The sequence below is a fragment of the Streptomyces sp. NPDC030840 genome, from assembly GCF_055572015.1.
The window spans coordinates 241,310-264,429 of sequence record NZ_JBVIEE010000007.1; the positions used below are offsets into that span (position 1 = coordinate 241,310).

At 70.1% G+C, this 23,120-nt stretch carries 21 protein-coding genes and 5 tRNA genes; 11 read left to right on the forward strand and 15 right to left on the reverse strand.

Annotated features, from left to right (window positions below):
- Window positions 1–41 precede the first annotated feature (41 nt).
- Both ACZ49J_RS18175 and ACZ49J_RS18180 read right to left on the reverse strand, forming a co-directional pair.
- Window positions 42–1,052 (reverse strand): NAD(P)H-dependent glycerol-3-phosphate dehydrogenase, encoded by a 1,011-nt coding sequence (locus tag ACZ49J_RS18175; RefSeq protein ID WP_467449140.1) that lies wholly within the window; start codon window positions 1,050–1,052, stop codon window positions 42–44.
- Entirely contained in the window at window positions 1,049–1,846 is a 798-nt protein-coding gene (locus ACZ49J_RS18180) for a lysophospholipid acyltransferase family protein (protein ID WP_467449141.1), read from the reverse strand. Before ACZ49J_RS18180 ends, ACZ49J_RS18175 begins: the two co-directional genes overlap by 4 nt.
- A 182-nt stretch (window positions 1,847–2,028) precedes the next feature.
- On the opposite strand from ACZ49J_RS18180, the gene cofC reads away from it, so the two are divergent.
- Window positions 2,029–2,667 (forward strand): 2-phospho-L-lactate guanylyltransferase, encoded by a 639-nt coding sequence (gene cofC, locus ACZ49J_RS18185; RefSeq protein ID WP_467449142.1) that lies wholly within the window; start codon window positions 2,029–2,031, stop codon window positions 2,665–2,667.
- Window positions 2,668–2,677: 10 nt separating this feature from the next.
- A complete protein-coding gene (locus tag ACZ49J_RS18190; RefSeq protein ID WP_467449144.1) occupies window positions 2,678–2,881 on the forward strand; it encodes a hypothetical protein in 204 nt (67 codons plus the stop codon).
- A 145-nt stretch (window positions 2,882–3,026) separates the two neighbouring features.
- On the opposite strand, the gene ACZ49J_RS18195 is transcribed toward ACZ49J_RS18190, so the two are convergent.
- The 4 genes from ACZ49J_RS18195 to leuC form a co-directional block, all read right to left on the reverse strand.
- A complete protein-coding gene (locus ACZ49J_RS18195; protein ID WP_468349437.1) occupies window positions 3,027–3,650 on the reverse strand; it encodes an HU family DNA-binding protein in 624 nt (207 codons plus the stop codon).
- Window positions 3,651–3,788: 138 nt separating this feature from the next.
- Complete coding sequence (locus ACZ49J_RS18200) at window positions 3,789–4,019, reverse strand: SCO5555 family protein (RefSeq protein WP_467449146.1); 231 nt, start codon at window positions 4,017–4,019, stop codon at window positions 3,789–3,791.
- Window positions 4,020–4,341: 322 nt separating this feature from the next.
- Window positions 4,342–4,935, reverse strand: coding sequence for a 3-isopropylmalate dehydratase small subunit (gene leuD, locus ACZ49J_RS18205; protein WP_467449147.1), 594 nt, complete (start codon window positions 4,933–4,935; stop codon window positions 4,342–4,344).
- Between the two features lie 6 nt (window positions 4,936–4,941).
- Complete coding sequence (gene leuC, locus ACZ49J_RS18210) at window positions 4,942–6,372, reverse strand: 3-isopropylmalate dehydratase large subunit (protein WP_467449148.1); 1,431 nt, start codon at window positions 6,370–6,372, stop codon at window positions 4,942–4,944.
- 185 nt (window positions 6,373–6,557) lie between these two features.
- Here leuC and ndgR point away from each other — a divergent pair, with 185 nt between their 5' ends.
- Entirely contained in the window at window positions 6,558–7,274 is a 717-nt protein-coding gene (gene ndgR / locus ACZ49J_RS18215) for an IclR family transcriptional regulator NdgR (RefSeq protein ID WP_015036427.1), read from the forward strand.
- A 182-nt stretch (window positions 7,275–7,456) separates the two neighbouring features.
- On the opposite strand, the gene ACZ49J_RS18220 is transcribed toward ndgR, so the two are convergent.
- The 9 genes from ACZ49J_RS18220 to ACZ49J_RS18260 form a co-directional block, all read right to left on the reverse strand.
- A tRNA-Glu gene (locus tag ACZ49J_RS18220) sits at window positions 7,457–7,529 on the reverse strand.
- 28 nt (window positions 7,530–7,557) lie between these two features.
- Window positions 7,558–7,629, reverse strand: a tRNA-Gln gene (locus ACZ49J_RS18225).
- A gap of 20 nt (window positions 7,630–7,649) precedes the next feature.
- A tRNA-Glu gene (locus tag ACZ49J_RS18230) sits at window positions 7,650–7,722 on the reverse strand.
- A 29-nt stretch (window positions 7,723–7,751) separates the two neighbouring features.
- A tRNA-Glu gene (locus ACZ49J_RS18235) sits at window positions 7,752–7,824 on the reverse strand.
- Window positions 7,825–7,866: 42 nt separating this feature from the next.
- Window positions 7,867–7,938, reverse strand: a tRNA-Gln gene (locus ACZ49J_RS18240).
- A 91-nt stretch (window positions 7,939–8,029) separates the two neighbouring features.
- A complete protein-coding gene (locus ACZ49J_RS18245; RefSeq protein ID WP_467449149.1) occupies window positions 8,030–8,761 on the reverse strand; it encodes an HAD family hydrolase in 732 nt (243 codons plus the stop codon).
- Between the two features lie 310 nt (window positions 8,762–9,071).
- Window positions 9,072–10,547 (reverse strand): glutamate--tRNA ligase, encoded by a 1,476-nt coding sequence (gltX, locus tag ACZ49J_RS18250; protein WP_467449150.1) that lies wholly within the window; start codon window positions 10,545–10,547, stop codon window positions 9,072–9,074.
- Window positions 10,540–11,325 carry a fumarylacetoacetate hydrolase family protein gene (locus ACZ49J_RS18255; RefSeq protein WP_467449151.1) on the reverse strand — a complete coding sequence of 262 codons (786 nt, stop codon included), beginning with the start codon at window positions 11,323–11,325 and terminating at the stop codon, window positions 10,540–10,542. The genes gltX and ACZ49J_RS18255 overlap by 8 nt, the downstream gene beginning before the upstream one ends.
- Before the next feature lie 276 nt (window positions 11,326–11,601).
- The gene (locus ACZ49J_RS18260; protein WP_467449152.1) at window positions 11,602–11,787 is read right to left on the reverse strand and encodes a hypothetical protein; all 186 of its coding nucleotides are present in this window, start codon (window positions 11,785–11,787) and stop codon (window positions 11,602–11,604) included.
- A gap of 599 nt (window positions 11,788–12,386) precedes the next feature.
- On the opposite strand from ACZ49J_RS18260, the gene ACZ49J_RS18265 reads away from it, so the two are divergent.
- The 8 genes from ACZ49J_RS18265 (at window position 12,387) to ACZ49J_RS18300 (ending at window position 22,946) form a co-directional block, all read left to right on the forward strand.
- Window positions 12,387–16,232 (forward strand): sensor histidine kinase, encoded by a 3,846-nt coding sequence (locus ACZ49J_RS18265; protein ID WP_467449153.1) that lies wholly within the window; start codon window positions 12,387–12,389, stop codon window positions 16,230–16,232.
- A gap of 9 nt (window positions 16,233–16,241) precedes the next feature.
- Window positions 16,242–16,655 carry a roadblock/LC7 domain-containing protein gene (locus ACZ49J_RS18270; protein ID WP_467449324.1) on the forward strand — a complete coding sequence of 138 codons (414 nt, stop codon included), beginning with the start codon at window positions 16,242–16,244 and terminating at the stop codon, window positions 16,653–16,655.
- Between the two features lie 107 nt (window positions 16,656–16,762).
- The gene (locus tag ACZ49J_RS18275) at window positions 16,763–17,161 is read left to right on the forward strand and encodes a DUF742 domain-containing protein (protein ID WP_467449154.1); all 399 of its coding nucleotides are present in this window, start codon (window positions 16,763–16,765) and stop codon (window positions 17,159–17,161) included.
- Complete coding sequence (locus ACZ49J_RS18280) at window positions 17,142–17,717, forward strand: GTP-binding protein (protein ID WP_131558337.1); 576 nt, start codon at window positions 17,142–17,144, stop codon at window positions 17,715–17,717. The genes ACZ49J_RS18275 and ACZ49J_RS18280 overlap by 20 nt, the downstream gene beginning before the upstream one ends.
- Before the next feature lie 397 nt (window positions 17,718–18,114).
- Window positions 18,115–21,276, forward strand: coding sequence for a sensor histidine kinase (locus ACZ49J_RS18285; protein WP_467449155.1), 3,162 nt, complete (start codon window positions 18,115–18,117; stop codon window positions 21,274–21,276).
- A 10-nt stretch (window positions 21,277–21,286) separates the two neighbouring features.
- Entirely contained in the window at window positions 21,287–21,700 is a 414-nt protein-coding gene (locus tag ACZ49J_RS18290) for a roadblock/LC7 domain-containing protein (RefSeq protein WP_033321188.1), read from the forward strand.
- 96 nt (window positions 21,701–21,796) lie between these two features.
- A complete protein-coding gene (locus tag ACZ49J_RS18295; protein WP_467449156.1) occupies window positions 21,797–22,384 on the forward strand; it encodes a DUF742 domain-containing protein in 588 nt (195 codons plus the stop codon).
- Window positions 22,365–22,946, forward strand: a complete 582-nt coding sequence (locus ACZ49J_RS18300; RefSeq protein WP_009314218.1) for a GTP-binding protein — start codon at window positions 22,365–22,367, stop codon at window positions 22,944–22,946. Before ACZ49J_RS18295 ends, ACZ49J_RS18300 begins: the two co-directional genes overlap by 20 nt.
- Window positions 22,947–23,120 lie beyond the last annotated feature (174 nt).

A 23,120-nucleotide genomic window follows, 5' to 3' on the forward strand; every position in this document is an offset into this window, starting at 1 on the left:
GCCCGCGGCGAGTTCCCCCAGTCGTCGCTGAGCGTCGTGCCTCAGTGGCGCTCCGGCTTGGCGCTGCGCGACATCAGTTCCTTGAGGGCGACGACGGGCGGCTTGCCCTCGTGGACGATGCCGACGACGGTCTCGGTGATCGGCATGTCGACGCCGTGGCGGCGCGCCAAGTCCAGTACGGACTCGCAGGACTTGACGCCCTCGGCGGTCTGCTTGGTGACCGCGATGGTCTCCTGCAGGGTCATGCCCTTGCCGAGGTTGGTGCCGAAGGTGTGGTTGCGGGACAGGGGCGAGGAGCAGGTGGCCACCAGGTCGCCCAGTCCGGCGAGGCCGGAGAACGTCAGCGGGTCGGCGCCCATCGCCAGGCCCAGCCGGGTGGTCTCGGCGAGGCCGCGCGTGATGAGCGAGCCCTTGGCGTTGTCGCCGAGGCCCATGCCGTCCGCGATACCGACGGCGAGGCCGATGACGTTCTTCACGGCGCCGCCGAGCTCGCAGCCGACCACGTCGGTGTTGGTGTACGGGCGGAAGTACGGCGTGTGGCAGGCGGCCTGGATGCGCTTGGCGACGATCTCGTCGGCGCAGGCGACCACGGAGGCGGCCGGCATGCGGGCGGCGATCTCCCGGGCGAGGTTGGGTCCGGTGACCACGGCGACGCGGTCCTGGCCGACCTTGGCGACGTCCTCGATGACCTCGCTCATCCGCATGGCGGAACCGAGTTCGACGCCCTTCATGAGGGAGACGAGGACCGTGCCGGGGGCCAGCAGGGGCGCCCATGCGGCGAGGTTGCCGCGCAGGGTCTGCGAGGGGACGGCGAGGACGGTGAAGTCGGCTCCGGCGGCGGCCTCGGCGGCGTCCGTGGTGGCCCGCAGGTTCGCCGGGAGTTCCACGCCGGGCAGGTAGTCGGCGTTGGTCCGGGTGGAGTTGACCGTGTCCGCGAGCTGCGCGCGCCGCCCCCACAGGACGACGTCGCAGCCCGCGTCGGCGAGCACCATCCCGAACGCCGTCCCCCACGAACCGGTGCCGAAGACGGCCGCCTTGACCGGCTTGCTCACGTGCTCTGCCCCTCTTCCTGTGCCTGCTTGCCCATGACGTGCTGCTGCTCGGCCTTCTCCCCGTGCGCGGCCCGGCGGCGCTGCTCGATGCGCACCTGCTTCGGGTCGTACGGCGTCTCGGGCGCCTTCTCACCGCGGATGGTCTCGAGTTGCGCGGTGACGGCGGCCATGATGACCTCGGTGGCCTCCTTCAGGAGCTCCGGGGTCATCTCCTTGTCGTAGAAGCGCGTCAGGTCCACCGGCGGGCCGGCCAGCACGTGGTGGGTCTTGCGCGGAAGGAGGTCCGGCTTCTTGGCGTACGGCGGCAGCAGCAGGTTGGCGCCCCACTGGGCCACCGGGATCACCGGGCACCGGGTCTGCAGCGCGACCCGCGCGGCGCCCGTCTTGCCGGTCATGGGCCACAGGCCGGGGTCGCGGGTGAGGGTGCCCTCGGGGTAGAAGGCGACGCACTCGCCGCGCTCGACGGCCGCGATCGCGGCGCGGAAGGCGCTCAGCGCGTCCGTGCTCTCGCGGTAGACGGGGATCTGCCCGGTGCCGCGCATGGCGGCGCCCACGAATCCCTTCTTGAAAAGCCCGCTCTTCGCGAGGAATCGCGGAACGCGCCCGGTGTTGTACTGAAAGTGCGCGTAGGCGAAGGGGTCGACATGGGAATTGTGGTTCACCACGGTGATAAATCCGCCATCGGCCGGAATGTTCTCCATTCCGCGCCAGTCCCGCTTGAGCAGAACCACCAGCGGCGGTTTGCAGAGGACCGCTGCGAAGCGGTACCAGAAGCCGATTCTGCGGCGGGACACGCGGACACCTTCCTCTAGGACCTGGGCCGGGGGCCCGGGGAGCCGCACAAGTGTGACCCCAAGCCGACGGTCTGTCGAGAACACCGTACGCCCCGGCAGGGCGCCCCCTTGTAAAGGCGGGGTGAGAATGGGCGGCGGCAAAGCAACGGGCGAAGGCCCGGTGAGACAGGAGCGGAGCGCTCGTGCAGTGGACCCTGGTCGTGCCTCTGAAGCCGCTGACGCGGGCGAAGAGCAGGCTCTCGGACGCCGCCGGCGACGCGGTGCGGCCGGGGCTGGCGCTCGCGTTCGCGCAGGACACGGTGGCCGCGGCGCTCGCCTGTCCCGCCGTCCGTGATGTGGCGGTCGTCACCGATGACGGCCTGGCGTGCCGCGAGCTGGCCGCGCTGGGGGCCCGGATCGTCCCCGACACTCCCCGAGCGGGCCTGAACGCCGCTCTGGCGCACGGGGAGACGGTCGTCCGCTCGTCACGGCCCGACCAGCCCCTGGCGGCCCTGAACGCCGACCTGCCGGCTCTGCGTCCCGCGGAACTGGCCCGGGTCCTGGACGCGGCGGCCGGTTACCCGCGCGCCTTCCTCGCGGACGCCGCGGCTCTGGGTACGACGCTGCTGGCCGCGCGGCCCGGCGCGGAGTTGCTCCCGGCCTTCGGCGTCGGCTCCCGCGCCCGCCATCGCGCCTCGGGTGCCGTGGAGCTCGCCCTCGACGCGGTGGACTCCGTACGCCAGGACGTGGACACCGGCGACGATCTGCGGGCGGCGCTGGCGCTGGGGGTGGGTCCCCGTACGGCCGCCGCGGCCGCGCGGCTGCTGACACCCGGACAGTAGGCTGCGTTTCATGCAGGCGACCGCGTACACGTACGACCCCGAGTCCCGCTCCGGCCAGGTACTGCTGGACGACGGCACCCCGGTGCCCTTCGACGCCCCGGCGTTCGACGCGGGCGGCCTGCGGCTGCTGCGGCCCGGCCAGCGCGTACGCATCGAGACGGAGGGTGAGGGCGAGGCCCGCCGGATCACGCTGGTGACGCTGCAGACCCTCTGAGGCGCAGCGCCCCTCCTGAGGCGCACGGGCACTCCTGAGCCGGGCGAGCCCGCCGGGCGCGTCCCGGACACGCCGCGGGCCGGGCTCCCCGTGGGAGCCCGGCCCGGCGCGTGGTTTTCTGCGTTTCGGCTGCCAGTGTCTCGACTTACCTGCGAGTGGTGGCCTTCTTGGCGGTGGTCTTGCGCGCCGCCGTCTTCTTGGCGGGCGCCTTCTTGGCCGTCGCCTTCTTCGCCGGGGCCTTCTTCGCCGTCGCCTTCTTGGCGGTGGTCTTCTTCGCCGCCGTCTTCTTCGCGGCCGCCGTGGTCTTCGCGGGGGCCTTCTTCGCCGTGGTCTTCTTCGCGGCCGCCGTGGTCTTCGCGGGGGCCTTCTTCGCCGTCGCCTTCTTCGCGGTGGTCTTCTTCGCCGCAGCCTTCTTGACCGTCGCCGAAACGCCGCCGGACAGGCTGCCCTTGGGCGCCTTCTTCACCGCGACCTCGCCGCCGCGCGGCAGCTTCTTGGTACCGCTCACCAGGTCCTTGAAGCCCTGGCCCGCGCGGAAGCGCGGCACGGAGGTCTTCTTGACCCGAACCCGCTCACCCGTCTGCGGGTTGCGGGCGTAACGGGCCGGACGATCAACCTTCTCGAACGAACCGAAACCGGTGACCGAGACCCGTTCACCGGCGACCGTCGCGCGGACGATCGCGTCCAGCACGGCGTCGACCGCGTCGGCGGCCTGCTGACGGCCACCGAGCTTGTCCGCAATCGCTTCTACGAGCTGCGCCTTGTTCACGTCTTCCCCTTCGGAGACATTGCCCGAACGAAACAGTTCAAGCTTTTTCGCACGTTAGGCAGATATATACCGCAAATCAAACACGAAACGGGCTAATCACCCTTGTGCCGCAGCGGACTAGGGCTGTCGCGGAGTTCCTCAGCGGCCCTCTTCGGGGATCCGACCCTCGTCGAGGTCCTTCATGAAGCTCTCCAGACGCCTTGCCGCGTCGGCGAGGTCGTGCTTGGCCACGGCCGTAATGGCCAGCAGCTTCCGGGTCAGCGCCATGCGTACGCCCTCCGGGACTTGCGATGCGCGCACCCTTGCGTGCGCTTCCTTGAGTTGGTCCGCGACTGCCGTATAGAGCTCGAGTTGGCCGTCGTGTTCCATGCACAGATTGTGCCATCTGGGGCGAGTTGTCGCCTGCGCAGGGGGCAACTGCCGTCTCCCAGCGGCCTTCCGGGCACCTCCGTACGTCGCGGCCTGAACGCTCGGGTACCCCGGCAAACCCCCTTGTAACCAGGGGAGTTGCCACGCGGACCTGGCCTGCTGGAACCCCTCCCGGGGGCAGACACAGCTGTACCCCCAACCGTCCACGATTGGGGGTACAGAGGGTGTTGCGGTGGCTGGTTTCGGCCTTGTGCGACCGCCGGTGGACCCTTCTACGGGGCTCCGGGAGCCCTCCTGCGGGGCTCCCTCACCGGCATCGCTCTCAGACCTTGAGCGTCTGCGGCTTGTACGCGGGGCGCTTCGCCTCGTACGCGGCGATGTCGGCCTCGTTCTGGAGCGTGATGGAGATGTCGTCCAGCCCGTTCAGCAGCCGCCAGCGGGAGTTCTCGTCCAGCTCGAAGGAGGCGGTGATGCCCTCGGCACGCACCTCACGAGCCTCAAGGTCCACAGTGACCTCAGCAGTCGCGTCCTTCTCCGTGAGCTCCCACAGCGCGTCCACGATCTTCTGCTCCAGGACGACCGTGAGCAGGCCGTTCTTGAGCGAGTTGCCGCGGAAGATGTCGGCGAAGCGGGAGGAGATCACGGCCTTGAAGCCGTAGTTCTGCAGCGCCCACACCGCGTGCTCGCGCGAGGAGCCCGTACCGAAGTCGGGACCGGCGACCAGGACGGTGGCGCCCTGCCGCTCGGGCTGGTTGAGGACGAAGGACGGATCCTTGCGCCAGGCCTCGAACAGCCCGTCCTCGAACCCGTCCCGGGTCACCTTCTTGAGCCAGTGGGCAGGGATGATCTGGTCGGTGTCGACGTTGCTGCGGCGCAGCGGGACGGCCCGGCCGGTGTGCGTGGTGAATGCTTCCATGACTGATCAGACTCCAGCGGGCGTGACGGTGGCGGCGTCGGACAGGTCGGCGGGGGACGCCAGGTGGCCCAGGACGGCCGTCGCGGCGGCGACCTGCGGCGAGACCAGGTGCGTACGGCCGCCCTTGCCCTGCCGGCCCTCGAAGTTGCGGTTGGAGGTGGACGCGGAGCGCTCACCGGGGGCCAGCTGGTCGGGGTTCATGCCCAGGCACATCGAGCAGCCCGCGTGCCGCCACTCGGCGCCGGCCTCCTTGAAGACGCGGTCCAGGCCCTCGTCGACGGCCTGCAGACCCACGCGAGCGGAGCCGGGGACGACCAGCATGCGTACGCCGTCGGCGACTTTGCGGCCCTCGACGATCGCGGCGGCGGCCCGCAGGTCCTCAATACGGCCGTTGGTGCACGAACCTACGAAGACGGTGTCCACCTTGATGGAGCGCAGCGGCTGACCCGCCTCCAACCCCATGTACTCCAGGGCCTTTTCGGCGGCCAGGCGCTCCGAAGCGTCCTCGTACGAAGCCGGGTCGGGGACGGAGGCCGAAAGCGGCGCGCCCTGGCCGGGGTTGGTGCCCCAGGTGACGAACGGCGACAGTTCGTCGGCGTTGATGACGACCTCGGCGTCGAACTCGGCGTCGTCGTCGGTGCGCAGCGTCTTCCAGTACTCGAGGGCGGCGTCCCAGTCGGCACCCTCGGGGGCGTGCGGACGGCCCTTGAGGTACGCGAAGGTGGTCTCGTCGGGGGCGATCATGCCCGCGCGGGCGCCGGCCTCGATCGACATGTTGCAGATGGTCATGCGGGCCTCCATCGAGAGCTTCTCGATGGCGGAGCCGCGGTACTCCAGGATGTAGCCCTGACCGCCGCCCGTACCGATCTTCGCGATGATCGCCAGGATCAGGTCCTTGGCGGTGACACCCTCGGGCAGCTCGCCCTCGACCGTGATCGCCATGGTCTTCGGGCGGGACATGGGCAGCGTCTGGGTGGCCAGCACGTGCTCCACCTGGGAGGTGCCGATGCCGAACGCGAGCGCGCCGAAAGCGCCGTGCGTGGAGGTGTGGGAGTCACCGCACACGACGGTGGTGCCCGGCTGGGTCAGGCCCAGCTGGGGGCCGACGACGTGCACGACGCCCTGCTCGACGTCGCCCAGCGGGTGCAGCCGGACGCCGAAGTCGGCGCAGTTCTTGCGCAGCGTCTCCAGCTGGACCCGGGAGACCGGGTCGGCGATGGGCTTGTCGATGTCGAGGGTCGGGGTGTTGTGGTCCTCGGTCGCGATGGTGAGGTCGAGGCGGCGCACGGTGCGGCCGCTCTTGCGGAGGCCGTCGAAGGCCTGCGGGCTGGTCACCTCGTGCAGCAGGTGCAGATCGATGAAGAGGAGGTCGGGCTCGCCCTCGGCGCGCCGGACGACATGGTCGTCCCAGACCTTCTCCGCGAGTGTCCTACCCATCGCTTTCCCTCCGGCCGGCGTCGGCGCCGGCACAACTAGAGATCTTGAGTGGCGACGCCCGTACCCCCTGTGACAGGCATCCGCCGCCGGGCCCTTGGTCGGTGGGCCGCTGTGACTGTCCAGGGTGGCGCGTTCCACGGAAAATTGAACTTGCGTTTCACAGAGTGAGACGCGAGTATCGTTTCATGGACAACAGTAGCGGCGTCGGCGTTCTGGACAAGGCAGCCCTTGTCCTGAGCGCTCTGGAGTCCGGTCCGGCCACCCTCGCGGGCCTGGTCGCGGCGACCGGACTGGCACGACCCACGGCCCACCGGCTGGCCGTGGCTCTGGAACACCACCGCATGGTGGCACGCGACATGCAGGGCCGTTTCATCCTCGGCCCGCGCCTGGCCGAGCTGGCCGCGGCCGCCGGCGAGGACCGCCTCCTCGCCACGGCGGGCCCGGTGCTCACCCACCTCCGTGACGTCACGGGCGAGAGCGCGCAGCTCTACCGCCGCCAGGGCGACATGCGCATCTGCGTCGCCGCGGCGGAGCGCCTGTCCGGACTTCGGGACACGGTCCCGGTCGGTTCGACGCTCACGATGAAGGCGGGCTCCTCGGCCCAGATCCTGATGGCCTGGGAGGAGCCGGAGCGTCTGCACCGCGGACTGCAGGGCGCCCGCTTCACGGCCACAGCGCTCTCGGGCGTACGGCGCCGGGGCTGGGCCCAGTCGATCGGCGAGCGCGAGCCGGGCGTCGCGTCCGTCTCCGCTCCCGTCCGCGGCCCCTCCAACCGCGTGGTGGCCGCCGTCTCGGTCTCCGGCCCCATCGAGCGTCTGACCCGCCACCCGGGCCGTATGCACGCCCAGGCGGTCATCGACGCCGCAGCCCGTCTCTCCGAGGCCCTCCGCCGCACGGGCTGACGCCACGCCCGCACGTCAACCGCCTCTCCCCCGCATCACCTGTGAAGGGCCGGCCTCAACGCCGCGGCGGGCCCTTCACGGAGGGATCAGCCCCTGAACGGGGCTGCGTGGGTGCGAACTTGTGGCGCCACAGCAAAAAATGCCGGTGGCCCTCCACCTACGTGGAGGGCCACCGGATCACGTACCCCCGACCGGATTCGAACCGGCGCTACCGCCTTGAGAGGGCGGCGTGCTAGGCCGCTACACAACGGGAGCGTGGACACTGCGTTTCCGCAGGTCCGAGCTGGTCTACCTGGACTCGAACCAAGACTAACTGAACCAGAATCAGTCGTGCTGCCAATTACACCATAGACCAATGTGGTTTAGACCAGTCAGTACCCCCGACCGGATTCGAACCGGCGCTACCGCCTTGAGAGGGCGGCGTGCTAGGCCGCTACACAACGGGGGCCCTAGCGATCCCGAGTTGATCGAGATCAGTACCCCCGACCGGATTCGAACCGGCGCTACTGCCTTGAGAGGGCAGCGTGCTAGGCCGCTACACAACGGGGGCTTTGCGGAATGGATCTCCGCGAGTGCAGATGAGCTCTGCGAGCTGGCCTACCTGGACTCGAACCAAGACTAACTGAACCAGAATCAGTCGTGCTGCCAATTACACCATAGGCCACTGGAACGCAAGCCCCTGAGGGGTTCTTGTTCTAGCTTGCGCCCTCGGGTCCCGGCCTTTCGGCCCGCTCTCCGGCGGCGCAGGAAGAACATTACCCGAAGGTGGACGGCGCTCCAAAACGACTATCCGGAGCGAGGAGCGCGGGAAGTTCTTCCAGGGACGCGATCCGGTGGCGTCCAGCGGGAACGTCGCCGCCGGCCCAGACGCCGCCGCGATCGATCCACACGGACCGAAGCCCGGCCTCCGCGGCCCCGCGCCCGTCGATCTCCGGGTGGTCGCCGACGTACGCCACCTCGTGCGGTGCCAGGCCGAGGGCCTCGCAGGCCGCCAGGAACGCCCCGGCCTCCGGCTTGGAGATCCCCAGCTCGGCGGCGCACAGGACGCTCTCGAAGCGGTCCCACACGCCCAGGATGCGCAGCTTGCGTTCCTGCACGTGGATGCTGGAGTTCGACAACACGGCGTGGCGGTGGCTCGCGGCGAGCGCGTCCAGGGCGGGGAGCACGTCCGGGAAGAGCGCCCAGACGGCCTCGTAGTGACCGATGTAACGCTCGAACCAGGCGTCGGCCTCGGCGTCGGACACGTCCGCGCCCAGGAAGGCCCGTACGCGGTCCCGGCGCTGGCCCTCGAAGGAGACCTCCCCGGCGGCGAAACGCGCCCACTGCAGGTCGGTGATCTCCCGCCACCGCGCGATGGCCGACTCGACGTTCTCGTACCCGTCGAGCAGACCCTCCGCCGCCAGATGGGCCCGCATGCCGAGACGGTCCGCGGTCGTGTAGTCGAAAAGGGTGTCGTCGACGTCCCAGACGACAGCTCTGATCACCATGACTCCGACGTTAGCGCCGAACCGGCCGGGGGTTCGGGGGTAGCCCCCCGATGGACGCCGCGTCGAAAAGGATGTCGTCGACATCCCGGACGACAGCTCTGATCACCATGACTCCGACGTTGGCGCCGAACCGGCCGGGGGTTCGGGGGTAGCCCCCCGATGGACGCCGCGTCGAAAAGGATGTCGTCGACATCCCGGACCACGGCGCGGATGCTCATTCCCCGACCGTAACCTCGTCGGAGCGGCCGTGTCCGGGAAACGCGCGGGGGCGGCACCCGGGGGCCCGGGTACCGCCCCTGACGGGCGTCCGCTACTGGGCCAGCCTCGCCAGCGCCGCGTCCACGCGGGCCAGCGTCTTCTCCTTGCCGAGGATCTCCAGGGACTCGAAGAGGGGCAGGCCGACCGTGCGGCCGGTGACGGCGACGCGGACCGGGGCCTGGGCCTTGCCGAGCTTCAGGCCGTGGGCCTCGCCCGCGGCCAGGACGGCCTCCTTCAGGGACTCCGGCGAGGTCCAGTCCGCGGACTCCAGCTTCTCGCGCGCCGTGCGCAGCAACGCGTCCGAGCCCTCCTTCATCGCCTTCGTCCAGCTCGCCTCGTCGAAGACCGGCTCGGCCAGGAACAGGAAGTCGACGTTGTCGGTGATCTCGGAAAGGACCTTCAGACGGCTCTGCGCGTGCGGGGCGATCGCCTGCCACTTGGCCTCGTCGAAGTCCTCCGGCGCCCAGGGGGCGAACGGGGCCTTCAGCCAGGGGGCGCAGCGCTCGGTGAAGTCCTTCACGTCGAGCAGACGGATGTGGTCGGCGTTGATCGCCTCGCACTTCTTCAGGTCGAAGCGGGCCGGGTTCGGGTTCACGTCCGCCACGTCGAAGGCCGCGACCATCTCGTCCGTCGTGAAGACGTCCCGGTCCGCCGCGAGCGACCAGCCCAGCAGTGACAGGTAGTTGAGCAGGCCCTCGGGAAGGAAGCCGCGCTCGCGGTAGAGGTTCAGGGACGACTGCGGGTCACGCTTGGAGAGCTTCTTGTTGCCCTCGCCCATCACGTACGGCAGGTGGCCGAAGGCGGGGATCTGCTTGGCGATGCCCAGCTCGGTCAGCGCCTTGTAGAGGGCGATCTGGCGCGGGGTGGAGGAGAGCAGGTCCTCGCCGCGCAGGACGTGGGTGATCTCCATCAGGGCGTCGTCGACCGGGTTGACCAGCGTGTAGAGCGGGGCGCCGTTCGCGCGGACGATGCCGTAGTCCGGCACGTTCTCCGGGGTGAACGTCAGCTCGCCGCGGACCAGGTCCGTGAAGGTGATCGTCTCGTCGGGCATGCGGAAGCGGACGATGGGCGCGCGGCCCTCCGCCTCGTACCGCTCGACCTGCTCGGCGGTCAGCTCGCGGCAGTGGCCGTCGTAGCCGGAGGGCCTGCCGGCGGCGCGGGCGGCCTCGCGGCGCTCCTCCAGCTCGGTGGTGGTGCAGTAGCAGCGGTACGCGTGGCCGGCGTCCAGGAGCTTCTGGGCGATCTCCTTGTAGAGGTCCATGCGCTGCGACTGGCGGTACGGGGCGTGCGGGCCGCCGATCTCCGGGCCCTCGTCCCAGTCGAAGCCGAGCCAGCGCATCGAGTCCAGGAGCTGCTCGTAGGACTCCTCGGAGTCGCGGGCCGCGTCGGTGTCCTCGATGCGGAAGACCAGGGTGCCCTGGTGGTGCCGGGCGAACGCCCAGTTGAACAGGGCCGTGCGGACGAGCCCCACGTGGGGGTTGCCGGTGGGCGACGGGCAGAAACGTACGCGGACGGGTGCGCTAGCCACGCTTGACTACCTTGTTGGTGAGAGTGCCGATGCCTTCGATGGTGACGGCGACCTCGTCGCCGGCACTGAGGGGGCCGACCCCTGCCGGGGTGCCCGTGAGGATCACGTCGCCGGGGAGCAGCGTCATGGCCTCGGTGATGTTGACGATCAGGTCCTCGATGGGGTGGATCATCTCGCTGGTCCGGCCGAGCTGGCGCTGCATGCCGTTGACCGTGCACTGGATGGTCAGGTCCGAGGCGGCGGCGAGGTCCAGGTCCGTCTCCACCCAGGGGCCGAGCGGGCAGGAGGTGTCGAAGCCCTTGGCCCTGGCCCACTGCTCCTCGCGCTTCTGGACGTCGCGGGCGGTGACGTCGTTGGCGCAGGTGTAGCCGAAGATCACGTCCGCCACGCGCTCGCGCGGGACCTCGCGGCACATGCGGCCGATGACCACGGCCAGTTCGGCCTCGTGGTGCAGGTCGCTGGAGAAGGGCGGGTACTGGATGTCGTCGCCGGGGCCGGCCACCGAGGTCGACGGCTTGAAGAAGGCGAACGGCGCGTCGGGCACGTCGTTGCCCAGCTCCTTGGCGTGCTCGGCGTAGTTGCGGCCGAAGGCGACGACCTTGTTGGGCAGCACGGGCGGCAGCAGCCTGACCTTGCTCAGCGGGACCTTCGTACCGGAGAGCTCGAATTCCGCGAACGGGATGCCCTTGATGATGTCGAGGACGAGCTCGTCCGGCTTGTCGCCCTCGACCGCGCCGAACGCGACGTTCCCGTCGATGGAGAATCTGGCAATGCGCACGGGATCCCTGCGCCCCTCACTTGAGACCGGCTGGAGTCTGACGATCCAGGCTAACGCGGCAGGGGGCCGCGACCTCGCCCATGACAAAGGGGCGCCCTGGACGTCTTGGATACGTCCAGGGCACCCTTGACGGCCCTTCACAGCTCTTCACCGTGCTTCACAGCGGCCCGCACGCTCGTGGGCGGCCACCTGATCACCGAATGACCGGACGAGGCCGAAGAACTTCGTACGTGTCCGGACCCGCCCGCATTGAGCAGCTCGCGGTCGCCGCGCGTACTACTGCGCGACGGAGGCCTGGACCGGGGCCTCCTCGAGGACGGTCCGCCGGGGGTTGGCGGTCTGGGAAGGGAGGTCGACGGAGTGCTCCTGCCGCGGCGTCGCCAGTTCGTCGGCGTCGGTGAGATGCGCCAGGGTGGTGCGTCGCGGGTTGGCTATGTTTCGGAACATCGTCGTCGTCTTCACTGTTGTACGTGACCTCGTGGTTGCGGGCGCCGGACGGCCTCAAGAACCGCCCCCGTGGCGCGGGTTGTCGGATTCACCATCCCTGTAAAGCGTCAGGCTAAACATGCGATTCCCGAGGCAACTCGTGAAGACGGCATGATCACCGTGTGAGTTTCCTCACTGACTAGTAGATATTTCGGACAATCGAGACCCCTCCGCCGCTCCGACAAAGCCGACATACTTCACCTGAAGCGCTCATTCCGCTCCTGATCATGGCGACTGGGACACGCCGCGGCGCCCTGCACCTCGCTGCCGTTTGCCCGTTATGCACCGGATCCGGCCGCACGCCCCGTGACAGATCCCTCACCAGGTGTCACGATGGACACAGGGTGACCCATTGGCCTTGTTGGAGGTCCTGCACTGTGCTGGAATTCCACGGACCGCCGTGGAGGAGACCCGGCGCACAGGGGGCGCAACGCAGCGCCAAGTGAGCGGCGGGAAGGGGGAGCCAGCGCCGGTCACTCAAGACCCATAGGGGTGCGCGTTCAGGGCGGCCCCAGACGCCGACACCGTCTCGCCGTTCACGCGGAGAGGCGCCTGGTCCAGAGGTTGCGACGCTAGTGCAGGGACGTTTCAAGAGGGATGGCAGCGCTTCGGCGGAGCCGGAGCCGCACGGCGGGACTGGCCCCATGAAAGGCAGCTCCGCGCCCCAGCACGCCCAGAACCCGGGCCCGGCGGAGATCGGCGACAGCGGTGAGCGCTCCGGGCGCCCCGGCGCGTCCGCGCCCACGCCGCCCCAGGCCAAACCGAAGACCCGCCCGAGCGGCCCCGGTTCCCGAATAGCGCTGCGCAACTGGCGCATCTCGACCCGTCTGGTCTCGCTGCTCGCGCTCCCCGTGGTGGCCGCCACCTCGCTCGGCGCGCTGCGCATCAGCGACAACGTGGACGACATCCAGCAGCTCGACAACATGCGGCTGCTCACCGACATGACGAAGCAGGCGACCGAGCTCGCCGCCGCGCTCCAGAAGGAGCGCGACATCTCGGCCGGCCCGCTCTCGGAAGGCGCCTCGGCCAGCGACCCCACGGTCAAGGGCGTCCGTGACAGGACGGACACGGCCCAGCGGCAGTTCCTGAAGGCCACCCAGGAGATCGGCGACGCGAGCGAGGAGGGCCGGCTCCCCGGTGTCCGCGACAGCCTCGTGGGTATCGCCACCGAGCTGACGAACCTCAGCACGATCCGCCGTGACGCCTACGAGGACCCCAAGAACTCCACGCTCACCGTCGAGGCGTACCACCGGCTGATCACCCAGCTGCTCAACCTCTCCCAGGACATGGCGGAGGCCACCAGCAACCCGGAGATGATCGCCCGTACCCGCGCCCTCGCCGCGTTCTCCACCGCCAAGGAGTACGCCTCCGTACAGCGCGCGATCATCGCGGCCGCGCTGCCGGCGAACCCGGACAAGCCCGGCGACCTCTCCGAGAGCGACCGCCAGTACGGCCTGTCCGCGCTGACCAGCGAGGGCTCCGAGACCGACAGCTTCGGCAACATCTACGGCCGGGAGCGTGCCGAGGAGCTGATGAAGCCGATCAGCGACGGCAGCGCGACCATCAAGGCGGTCAACGACTACGCCAAGCGCGTTCTGGACAACCCCAACGGGCTGCGCTCGCTGGACAAGCGTTCGTACAAGGACTGGCTTGACGACGACACGGTCAAGCTCGAGGAAATGAAGAAGATCGAGGGCTCGCTCCTGGAGGAGATGGAGCAGACCGCCCGCCAGCTGCGGAGCGAGTCCGAGCGCGAGGCGATCATCTCCGGTGCGCTGATCCTGCTCGTCCTCGGTATCTCCCTCGTCGGCGCCTTCGTCGTGGCCCGCTCCATGATCCGCTCGCTGCGCCGGCTGCAGGACACCGCGACCAAGGTCGCCCAGGACCGACTGCCCGAGCTCGTCAAGCAGCTGTCCGAGTCCGACCCGCAGGACGTCGACACCTCCGTGGAGACGGTCGGCCTGCACTCCAGGGACGAGATCGGCCAGGTGGCCGCGGCCTTCGACGACGTGCACCGCGAGGCGGTCCGCCTCGCCGCCGAGCAGGCCCTCCTGCGGGGCAACGTCAACGCGATGTTCACCAACCTCTCGCGCCGCTCCCAGGGCCTGATCCAGCGCCAGCTGTCGCTGATCTCCGAGCTGGAGTCCCGCGAGGCCGACCCGGACCAGCTGTCCTCGCTGTTCAAGCTCGACCACCTCGCGACCCGCATGCGCCGTAACGGTGAGAACCTCCTCGTTCTCGCCGGTGAAGAGCCCGGCCGCCGCTGGACCCGTCCGGTACCGCTGGTCGACGTGCTCCGCGCCGCCGCGTCCGAGGTGGAGCAGTACGAGCGCATCGAGCTGGCCGCCGTGCCCGCCACCGAGGTCGCCGGCCGGGTCGTCAACGACCTCGTGCACCTGCTCGCCGAGCTGCTGGAGAACGCCACCTCGTTCTCCTCGCCGCAGACCAAGGTCAAGGTCACCGGTCACGCGCTGCCCGACGGCCGGGTGCTGATCGAGATCCACGACACCGGTATCGGTCTGTCTCCCGAGGACCTCGCGTCCATCAACGAGCGGCTCGCCTCGCCGCCCACCGTGGACGTCTCCGTCTCCCGCCGCATGGGTCTGTTCGTGGTCGGCCGCCTCTCGCAGCGCCACGGCATCCGCATCCAGCTGCGCCCGTCCGACTCCGGTGGTACGACCGCGCTGGTCATGCTGCCCGTCGATGTAGCCCAGGGCGGCAAGAAGCCCGCTCCCGGCAAGCCCGGCCAGCAGGGCATTCCCTCCGGTGGCCCCGCCGCCGCGCAGGCCGCGGCCGGTGCGGCCGCCGCCCGCCGGGGCAACCAGTCCGGGCCCGGCCCGGGCGCGGGTGCCCCCGGTGGCGGCCGGCTCGGCGCCGCCCCGCAGCGCGGGCAGGTGGGTGCCGGACAGGGGCCGCGGGCCGCACTGCCCGGCAGCGACCAGGACGGCCGTCCGGGCGGGCCCGGTGGGCCGCGCGGTCCGCAGGGTGCTCCTCCGGCGCCCCCGCAGGGCCGGCCGGCGCCGGCCGGTGCCGGTGCCGGTGGGTTCGGCGGTCCCGCGCCGGGTGCCCCGCAGGGCCTGCAGGCCGCCGGGACCGGTGGGCCGCAGAACTTCTTCGACGACTCCCCCGGCCGCCAGGGCGGCTTCGGCGGGGGCGGTTCGCTCGGCGGCAACAGCTTCAGCCCGGCCCGTCAGGGCGGCTTCGGTGAGGACGCGCCCTCGGCCGAGAACGCCTCCGGCGCCGTACCTCCCAAGCAGCGCAAGGAACGTTCCGGCAGGCGCCGGCCGCAGCTGCCCGGGCGGGGTGGCCCCCGGGCCGAGCTGCCCGGTGGCAGCTCGCAGCCCCGCACGCCGAGCTGGAGCGACGACAACGCGCAGCCGCCGGTGCCGCGCGCCTCGCTGGACGCCCCGCGCGGCCACGAGGAGCCGGACGCCGCGTCCACCTCGCGCATGCCGCGCTTCGACGACCGTCAGGGCCCGGGCTCGACCGAGGAGTTCCCGCGGATCGACGACCGCCAGGGTCCCGCCGTCACCTCCGAGTTCCAGCGCCCCGACTACGACGCGCCGCGGCCCGACCAGCCGCAGAACGGCACGGGTCAGTTCGTCCGCTCCGACGTGTTCGGCAGCTCCGCGCCCTCCCCGGCCCCGGACCGCTTCCCAGCGCCGGAGCGTGGAAACCCGCAGGACACCGGCCAGTTCACGACCTCCGGGCACGACAACTCCAGCACGGGCCAGTTCGCCGCCCCCGGCTACGGGGACCCGCAGGGCCCCTCGTCCACCGGTCAGTTCGAGCGTCCCCAGGCGGGCGGCGCCGACTTCGGTGCCCCCCGGCCGCCCATGCCGCAGCGTCCGCCGGTTCCGCCGCAGCGGGCCGCGCGGCCGCAGGAGCCGGACAGCAGGGGCGCCGACGGGGGGCGGCGGCCGGGCGACGGGTGGGATCTGCCCCCGGCGTCGGGTCCCGGTGACGGCCGTACGCCGCTGTACGACACGCTGGAGACCAACTGGTTCCACGGCGGGCAGGCCGCCCAGCCGGCCAACGGCAACGGCGGCGGTCCAGGCAACGGACCGGCTCCGTCGCAGGCCCCCTCGGCCGACCGGCGCCCGAACCCTCCGGCCCCCCAGGCCACCTCGTCCTGGCGTGCCAACCCCAATGACGAGCTCGTCCGTCAGGCCGAGCGCGTCCGTCAGCCGTCGGCGGGCGGGGTCACCACCTCCGGCCTGCCGCGCCGGGTCCCGCGAGCGAACCTCGTGCCGGGCACGGCTCAGCAGCAACAGCACCAAACCGGTCCGCAGGTCTCGCGTTCGCCTGATGACGTACGCGGCCGGCTGACCAATCTCCGTCGGGGCATCGCGCAGGGTCGCCAGGCCGGTACCGGCCAGACCGGCAGTTTCCCGAGCCCCACTCACCAGCAGGAGCGTTAGTTGAGCCAGATGAGCCAGGCGGCACAGAATCTCAACTGGTTGATCACCAACTTCGTGGACAACACCCCCGGGGTGTCCCACACCGTCGTCGTGTCCGCCGACGGACTCCTTCTGGCGATGTCCGAAGGTTTTCCCCGTGACCGCGCCGACCAGCTCGCGGCCGTCGCCTCGGGTCTCACCTCGCTCACGGCCGGGGCCTCCCGGATCTTCGAGGGCGGGAACGTGGCCCAGACGGTGGTGGAGATGGAGCGCGGGTTCCTCTTCCTGATGTCCATCTCGGACGGATCGTCGCTGGCGGTCCTCTCCCACCCGGAGTGCGACATCGGCCTTGTCGGCTACGAGATGGCGCTGCTCGTCGACCGCGCGGGCGCCGTGCTCACGCCCGACCTGCGCGCCGAACTGCAGGGCAGCCTGCTGCACTAACCCCCCTCCCCGCACCACCCTCACCAACCGTCCGGCCGCCATCAGTCCCCCCCACCGGCCTCATCAGACGGCTCGCTGACCGACTTGCTGTCCCGCCCGGAGGATCCATGACCCCGCCCCCCGCCTCTCATGATCCGTACGCAGCGTCGTACGGGGACGAGGGCGACCAGCCGCTGGTACGGCCTTACGCGATGACCGGCGGCCGGACGCGGCCGCGCTACCAGCTCGCCATCGAGGCCCTGATCAGCACGACGGCCGACCCGGCGGCGCTCATGGGGCTGCTCCCCGAGCACCAGCGGATCTGCCACCTCTGCCGTGAGGTGAAGTCCGTGGCCGAGGTCTCGGCCCTGCTGTCCATGCCGCTCGGTGTGGCACGGATCCTCGTCGCGGACCTCGCCGAAGCCGGACTCGTCGCGATCCACCAGCCCGGTGGCGACGAGAGCGCCGGCGGCGCGCCGGACGTGACACTGCTCGAAAGGGTGCTCAGTGGACTTCGCAAGCTCTGACGCGGGCCGGGCGACCACCTCGGCGAAGATCGTGGTGGCCGGCGGCTTCGGCGTGGGCAAGACCACGTTCGTCGGCGCCGTGTCGGAGATCAACCCGCTGCGCACCGAGGCCGTGATGACGTCCGCGAGCGCGGGCATCGACGACCTCACCCACACCGGGGACAAGACCACCACCACGGTGGCCATGGACTTCGGCCGCATCACGCTCGACCAGGACCTGATCCTGTATCTGTTCGGCACCCCGGGCCAGGACCGCTTCTGGTTCATGTGGGACGACCTGGTCCGCGGCGCGATCGGCGCCGTCGTCCTCGTCGACACCCGGCGTCTGGCCGACTGCTTCCCCGCGGTCGACTACTTCGAGAACAGCGGGCTGCCCTTCGTCATCGCCCTCAACGGCTTCGACGGACACCAGCCGTACACGCCCGAGGAGGTACGCGAGGCGCTGCAGATCGGGCCGGACGCGCCGATCATCACGACGGACGCCCGGCACCGTGCGGATGCCAAGAGCGCGCTGATCACGCTCGTGGAGCACGCGCTCATGGCACGGCTGCGGTAGCGGGGAGGCGAAACCGGGCCATCTACTCCTCGGACAGCACTCAAGTCGGCAGCGCCGTACGGCAGTTGTCGTAGACACACCGGCGCCGACTGTGTCGTTTGACACGGTCGGCTCCGGTGTTCATAACGTTTCGACAGAGAAATAGGGTGGTACGGCCACGCGTCGCGGTCGATCGGTGTCACTGCGTCCACCTCAGGCCCGCCATTTGCCGTGGCTGACTCTTTATGACCGTTTTATCTGGGACTTACATCACGCGGAATCGTTGCTTCCCTGTGTTTGGAAGTGCACAGGCTGACGTGCTGGAATGCCTGAACTGCCCATTAGTCAAAGACGTACTAGGGCTATGGAGTCACCCGCGGCACGACTGAGGTGCCTGCGCCGAGAGGTTGTTGGTCGAGTGAGGCGAAGCAAGCGCAGTCCCGAGCCGTCGGCGCGGGGCAACTTCACCCCGCCGCCGCGCGGGGCAGCACCCGCACAAATGTCCGGACCGGAAACAACGGTCACGCCGGCGCCCAGCGGCAGCCGGCTCTCCCCGCGCAACTGGCGAGTGCCCACCCGCCTGAACGCGATCCTCCTCATACCCGTGGTGGTCGGCCTGGTCATGGGCGGCTTCCAGGTGAAGGGGTCGATCGACACCTGGCAGGAGGCGCGGGACGCCGAGAAGGTCGCGAAGATCGTGGCCTCCGCCGGGGCGTACGCCGAGGCCCTCCTCAACGAGCGTGACGTCTCCGCCGAGCCGCTCCTCAAGGGTGAGAAGGACAGCGAAGTCGTCCAGCAGGCCCGCGCCCTCACCGACGAGAAGGCCGACGCCTTCCACAAGGAAGTCGTCGGGATGCCGTCCGGGCAGGGCCTGGAGCGCCGCCTGAGGCTGGTCGAGGAGGCCGAGCCGAAGCTGGAGCAGATCCGGCAGGCGGCCTTCACGCGCTCGATGGAGCCGACGCAGACCGAAGAGGGCTACGTCGAGGTCGAGCACCTGCTGATGGAGTTCTCGAACGAACTCGGCCTCGGCACCGGCAACATCACGGCCTACGGCCGCACGGTCTACGCGCTCGCACTCTCCAAGGGCGCCGCCTCGCTGCAGCGCTCCATCGGTATGCACCTGCTGGTCAAGCCGAGCACCGACGAGGCGATCTTCAAGCGCCAGCTCACCGCCTTCACCTCCTACGCGTACCTGGAGAACGTCGCCGTCCAGGAGTACGTCTCCGGTGGCACCGAGCAGGACGCCGCCCGCCTCAAGCAGGTGATGGCGCAGAAGACCGAAGAGGGCAAGAAGCAGCTGGCCGAGGCCGCGCAGCAGGCCCAGGCCGAGGGCAAGACCCCGATCACGCCGCCCTCCATGACCAAGATGATCCAGCTGATCGGCAGCGGTCAGTCGCCCACCCAGCTCGCGCAGGAGGGCATCACCCCCTCGACCTGGATGGCCGCCTCCACCCTCAAGTTCGAGGGCTACAGCGAGGTCGAGAACGAGATGATCAACCGCGCCGTGGACGACGCGGGCCAGATCGCCTCGGACGCCCAGCGCGACGCCTACATCAACGGCGCCATCGTCGTCCTCGCCCTGCTCGCCGCGTTCATCATCGCCTCGCTCATGGCCCGCCAGATGAGCCGCTCGATGCGCCAGCTGCGCAACGCCGCCTTCGGGGTCGCCGAGCAGCGCCTGCCGATGCTGGTCGACCAGCTCTCGCGCACCGATCCGGGCCGCGTTGACACGCGTGTGCAGCCCATCCCGATCAACACCAGGGACGAGATCGGTGAGGTCGCGCGCGCCTTCGACCAGGTCCACCGCGAGGCCGTCCGGCTCGCCGCCGAGCAGGCCCTCCTGCGGGGCAACATCAACGCCATCTTCACGAACCTCTCGCGCCGCAACCAGTCCCTGATCGAGGGCCAGCTGACCCTGATCACCGACCTGGAGAACAACGAGGCCGACCCGGACCAGCTGGAGAACCTCTTCAAGCTGGACCACCTGGCGACCCGTATGCGCCGCAACGGCGAGAACCTCCTCGTCCTCGCCGGCGAGGAGCCCGGCCGCCGCTGGGACCAGCCGGTCCCGCTGGTCGACGTGCTGCGCGCCGCCTCCTCCGAGGTGGAGCAGTACGAGCGCATCGAGCTCTCCGGGGTCCCGGAGGCCGAGATCCACGGCCGCGCCGTGACCGACCTCGTGCACCTGCTCGCCGAGCTGCTGGAGAACGCCACGACGTTCTCCTCGCCGCAGACCAAGGTCCGCGTCACCGCCACCCGTCTGCCCGACGGTCGGATCATGATCGAGATCCACGACAAGGGCATCGGCCTGACCGCCGAGGACTTCGCCGACATCAACCACAAGCTGGCCAACCCGCCGACCGTGGACGCCGCGATCTCGCAGCGCATGGGCCTCTTCGTGGTCGGCCGGCTGTCCGACCGGCACGGCATCCGTGTCCAGCTGCGTCCCTCGGGCGAGCAGGCCGGCACGACCTCGCTGGTCATGCTCCCGGACGTCATCACCCACGGTGGCGGTGGCGAACACCACCCGCAGCAGGACGAGTTCACCGTCTCGCAGATCATCCCGGAGCAGCAGGCGTTCCAGGCCGAGGCTTCCGCGCGCACGGCCGCCGAGCTCGGCTTCGACGACAGCCGCTACGCCGAGGTCCCGAACGACATACGCGAGTTGGACCCCGTCGGCCGCTCCCTGATGCGTGAGGAGCGCCGGGCGGCCCTGGAGGCCCAGGCGCAGGGCCACGACCGTCCGGAGGCCATCGAGGCGCCCCTGTACGGCGACGACTTCCAGGCCCCGGCGCAGCCGTCGTACGACAGCGGCGGGACCGCCTTCCCGGAGCAGCAGACCGGCTACGACCAGCAGACCGCGTACGAGGAGCCGCAGCAGCCGTCGTACCAGGAGACGTACTTCCCGCCGTCGGCGGACTTCACGTCGAACGGCGGCTACCCCGAGCCCGGCTATCCGGAGCCGGCGCGGGAGGAGCAGCCGCAGGCGCCCGCCTCGGCCGCGGAGAGCTTCCCCTCCTTCGGCGAGCCGTCCTACCAGGACGACTGGCCCCAGCAGGACAGCTACCAGAGCCCGTACCAGTCCGAGTACTCTCCGGAACCGGAACCCGCGCAGGCCGATGACGCGAAGGAGCAGGACCGCGTAGGCTTCGACCGTCCGGGACCGGCCCCCTCCGCCGCCCACGAGCTGACCGACGCCGGGCTGCCGCGCCGCGGGTCCACCGCGAACGGCACCAGCGCCCCCCAGCGCGTGGCGCAGGAACCCGCGGCGGCCAAGGAGCCGGTCGAGGACTGGCGCTCCGCGAACGACCAGCGGTGGCAGCAGGCCTCCCAGCTCCGGAAGCCCAGGGCGGGCGGGGTCACCTCCTCCGGCCTGCCGCGACGGGTCCCCAAGGCCAACCTGGTCGAGGGAGCCGCCGCAACAACCCCGCAGGGAGGCCCACAGGTCTCCCGCGCCCCGGAGGACGTACGGGGCAGGCTGAGCAACCTGCGCCGCGGTGTCCAGCGGGGACGCAACGCAGGCAGTGAAACGAACGGCCAGGGCTTCGGTCCTGACAGCACCTACAACCAGGAGCGTTAGTGTGAGCCCGATGAGCCAGGCGGCACAGAACCTGAACTGGTTGATCACCAACTTCGTGGACAACACCCCGGGGGTGTCCCACACGGTGGTGGTCTCCGCCGACGGACTCCTTCTGGCGATGTCCGAAGGTTTTCCGCGCGATCGCGCCGACCAGCTGGCGGCCGTCGCGTCCGGACTGACCTCGCTGACCGCGGGCGCTTCCCGCATCTTCGAGGGCGGCAGCGTCAACCAGACGGTTGTGGAGATGGAGCGTGGGTTCCTCTTCATCATGTCCATCTCGGACGGTTCGTCGCTCGCAGTCCTCGCACATCCGGAGGCGGACATCGGTCTCGTCGGGTACGAGATGGCGCTTCTGGTCGACCGTGCCGGTACGGTCCTGACACCCGATCTGCGAGCGGAGCTCCAAGGGAGCTTGCTCAACTAACAGACAGTCGGTGCGTTTTGGTGTCCCGGGGCCGTAAGGTTTCGGGACGCGGCTTCCACAACGTTGGGTGCCCGGCACAGTCGGAGGAGGAGAAAAGTGGCAACACCCCCAGGCGGTTCGTCTTCGGGCAACTGGTCCTACGGCCCTGGCCAGGGTCAGGGCCCGGGTGAGCACAACCGGTACAACTTCCCCTCCGCACCCAGCCAGCAGCGCCGCCAGCCGTACGGGCAGCCCGGCCCCCAGGGCCCGGGTCCTTCGCCGTACGACCAGCCTCCGGCGCCCCGCATCCAGCCCGTGCAGCCGCAGCGACGCTCTCCCGAGCCGGCGCCCGCGGGAGCGTCGAACAACCCCCTGGTGCGCCCGTACGCCATGACGGGCGGCCGCACCAGGCCCCGTTACCAGCTCGCCATCGAGGCGCTGGTGCACACCACCGCGCAGCCGCACCAGATGCAGGGCCAACTGCCCGAGCATCAGCGCATCTGCAACCTCTGCCGAGAGATCAAGTCGGTAGCCGAAATCTCCGCGCTGCTGACCATCCCCCTCGGCGTGGCCAGGATCCTCGTCGCCGACTTGGCGGAGGCGGGCCTGGTCGCGATCCATCAGCCCGGCGGCGACGAGAACGCCGGTGGCCAGCCAGACGTGACACTGCTCGAAAGGGTGCTCAGTGGACTTCGCAAGCTCTAGCGGAGGGCCTTCCCGCTCCACCACCTCCGCGAAGATCGTGGTGGCGGGCGGCTTCGGCGTGGGCAAGACCACGTTCGTCGGCGCCGTCTCGGAGATCAATCCGCTGCGCACCGAGGCCGTCATGACGTCTGCTTCAGCGGGCATCGACGACCTGACCCACACCGGGGACAAGACGACCACGACGGTCGCCATGGACTTCGGCCGCATCACGCTCGACCAGGACCTGATCCTGTACCTGTTCGGCACCCCGGGCCAGGACCGCTTCTGGTTCATGTGGGACGACCTGGTGCGCGGCGCGATCGGTGCGATCGTGCTGGTGGACACCCGGCGTCTGGCCGACTGCTTCCCGGCAGTGGACTACTTCGAGAACTCGGGTCTGCCGTTCGTGATCGCCCTCAACGGCTTCGACGGCCAGCAGCCGTACAACCCGGACGAGGTCCGGGAGGCTCTCCAGATCGGCCCGGACACGCCGATCATCACGACGGACGCGCGGCATCGGGCCGACGCGAAGTCGGCGCTGATCACGCTGGTCGAGCACGCGCTGATGGCCCGCCTGCGGTAGGTAGGGCGGCTACTGGGCCGCCCCTGGCGGTTGGTTGCCGACTGCGGGTTGTTTCGTGGCTGGTCGCGCGGTTCCCCGCGCCCCTTACAGGGCGCGGGGAACCGCTGCTTTCAAGGGGCGCGGGGCTGTGTCGATATGCGGCTCCGCCGCGTGGGCGCGGGCAACCACATCCGG

Bases quoted from the DNA above. Each gene is read 5' to 3' on its own strand.
- ACZ49J_RS18275 (WP_467449154.1), top strand. From the start codon at position 16,763: ATGACCCCGCCCCCCGCCTCTCATGATCCGTACGCAGCGTCGTACGGG.
- ndgR (WP_015036427.1), top strand. From the start codon at position 6,558: ATGGACAACAGTAGCGGCGTCGGCGTTCTGGACAAGGCAGCCCTTGTC.
- ACZ49J_RS18200 (WP_467449146.1), bottom strand. From the start codon at position 4,019: ATGGAACACGACGGCCAACTCGAGCTCTATACGGCAGTCGCGGACCAA.
- leuD (WP_467449147.1), bottom strand. From the start codon at position 4,935: ATGGAAGCATTCACCACGCACACCGGCCGGGCCGTCCCGCTGCGCCGC.
- ACZ49J_RS18270 (WP_467449324.1), top strand. From the start codon at position 16,242: ATGAGCCAGGCGGCACAGAATCTCAACTGGTTGATCACCAACTTCGTG.
- leuC (WP_467449148.1), bottom strand. From the start codon at position 6,372: ATGGGTAGGACACTCGCGGAGAAGGTCTGGGACGACCATGTCGTCCGG.
- ACZ49J_RS18245 (WP_467449149.1), bottom strand. From the start codon at position 8,761: ATGGTGATCAGAGCTGTCGTCTGGGACGTCGACGACACCCTTTTCGAC.
- ACZ49J_RS18290 (WP_033321188.1), top strand. From the start codon at position 21,287: ATGAGCCAGGCGGCACAGAACCTGAACTGGTTGATCACCAACTTCGTG.
- ACZ49J_RS18190 (WP_467449144.1), top strand. From the start codon at position 2,678: ATGCAGGCGACCGCGTACACGTACGACCCCGAGTCCCGCTCCGGCCAG.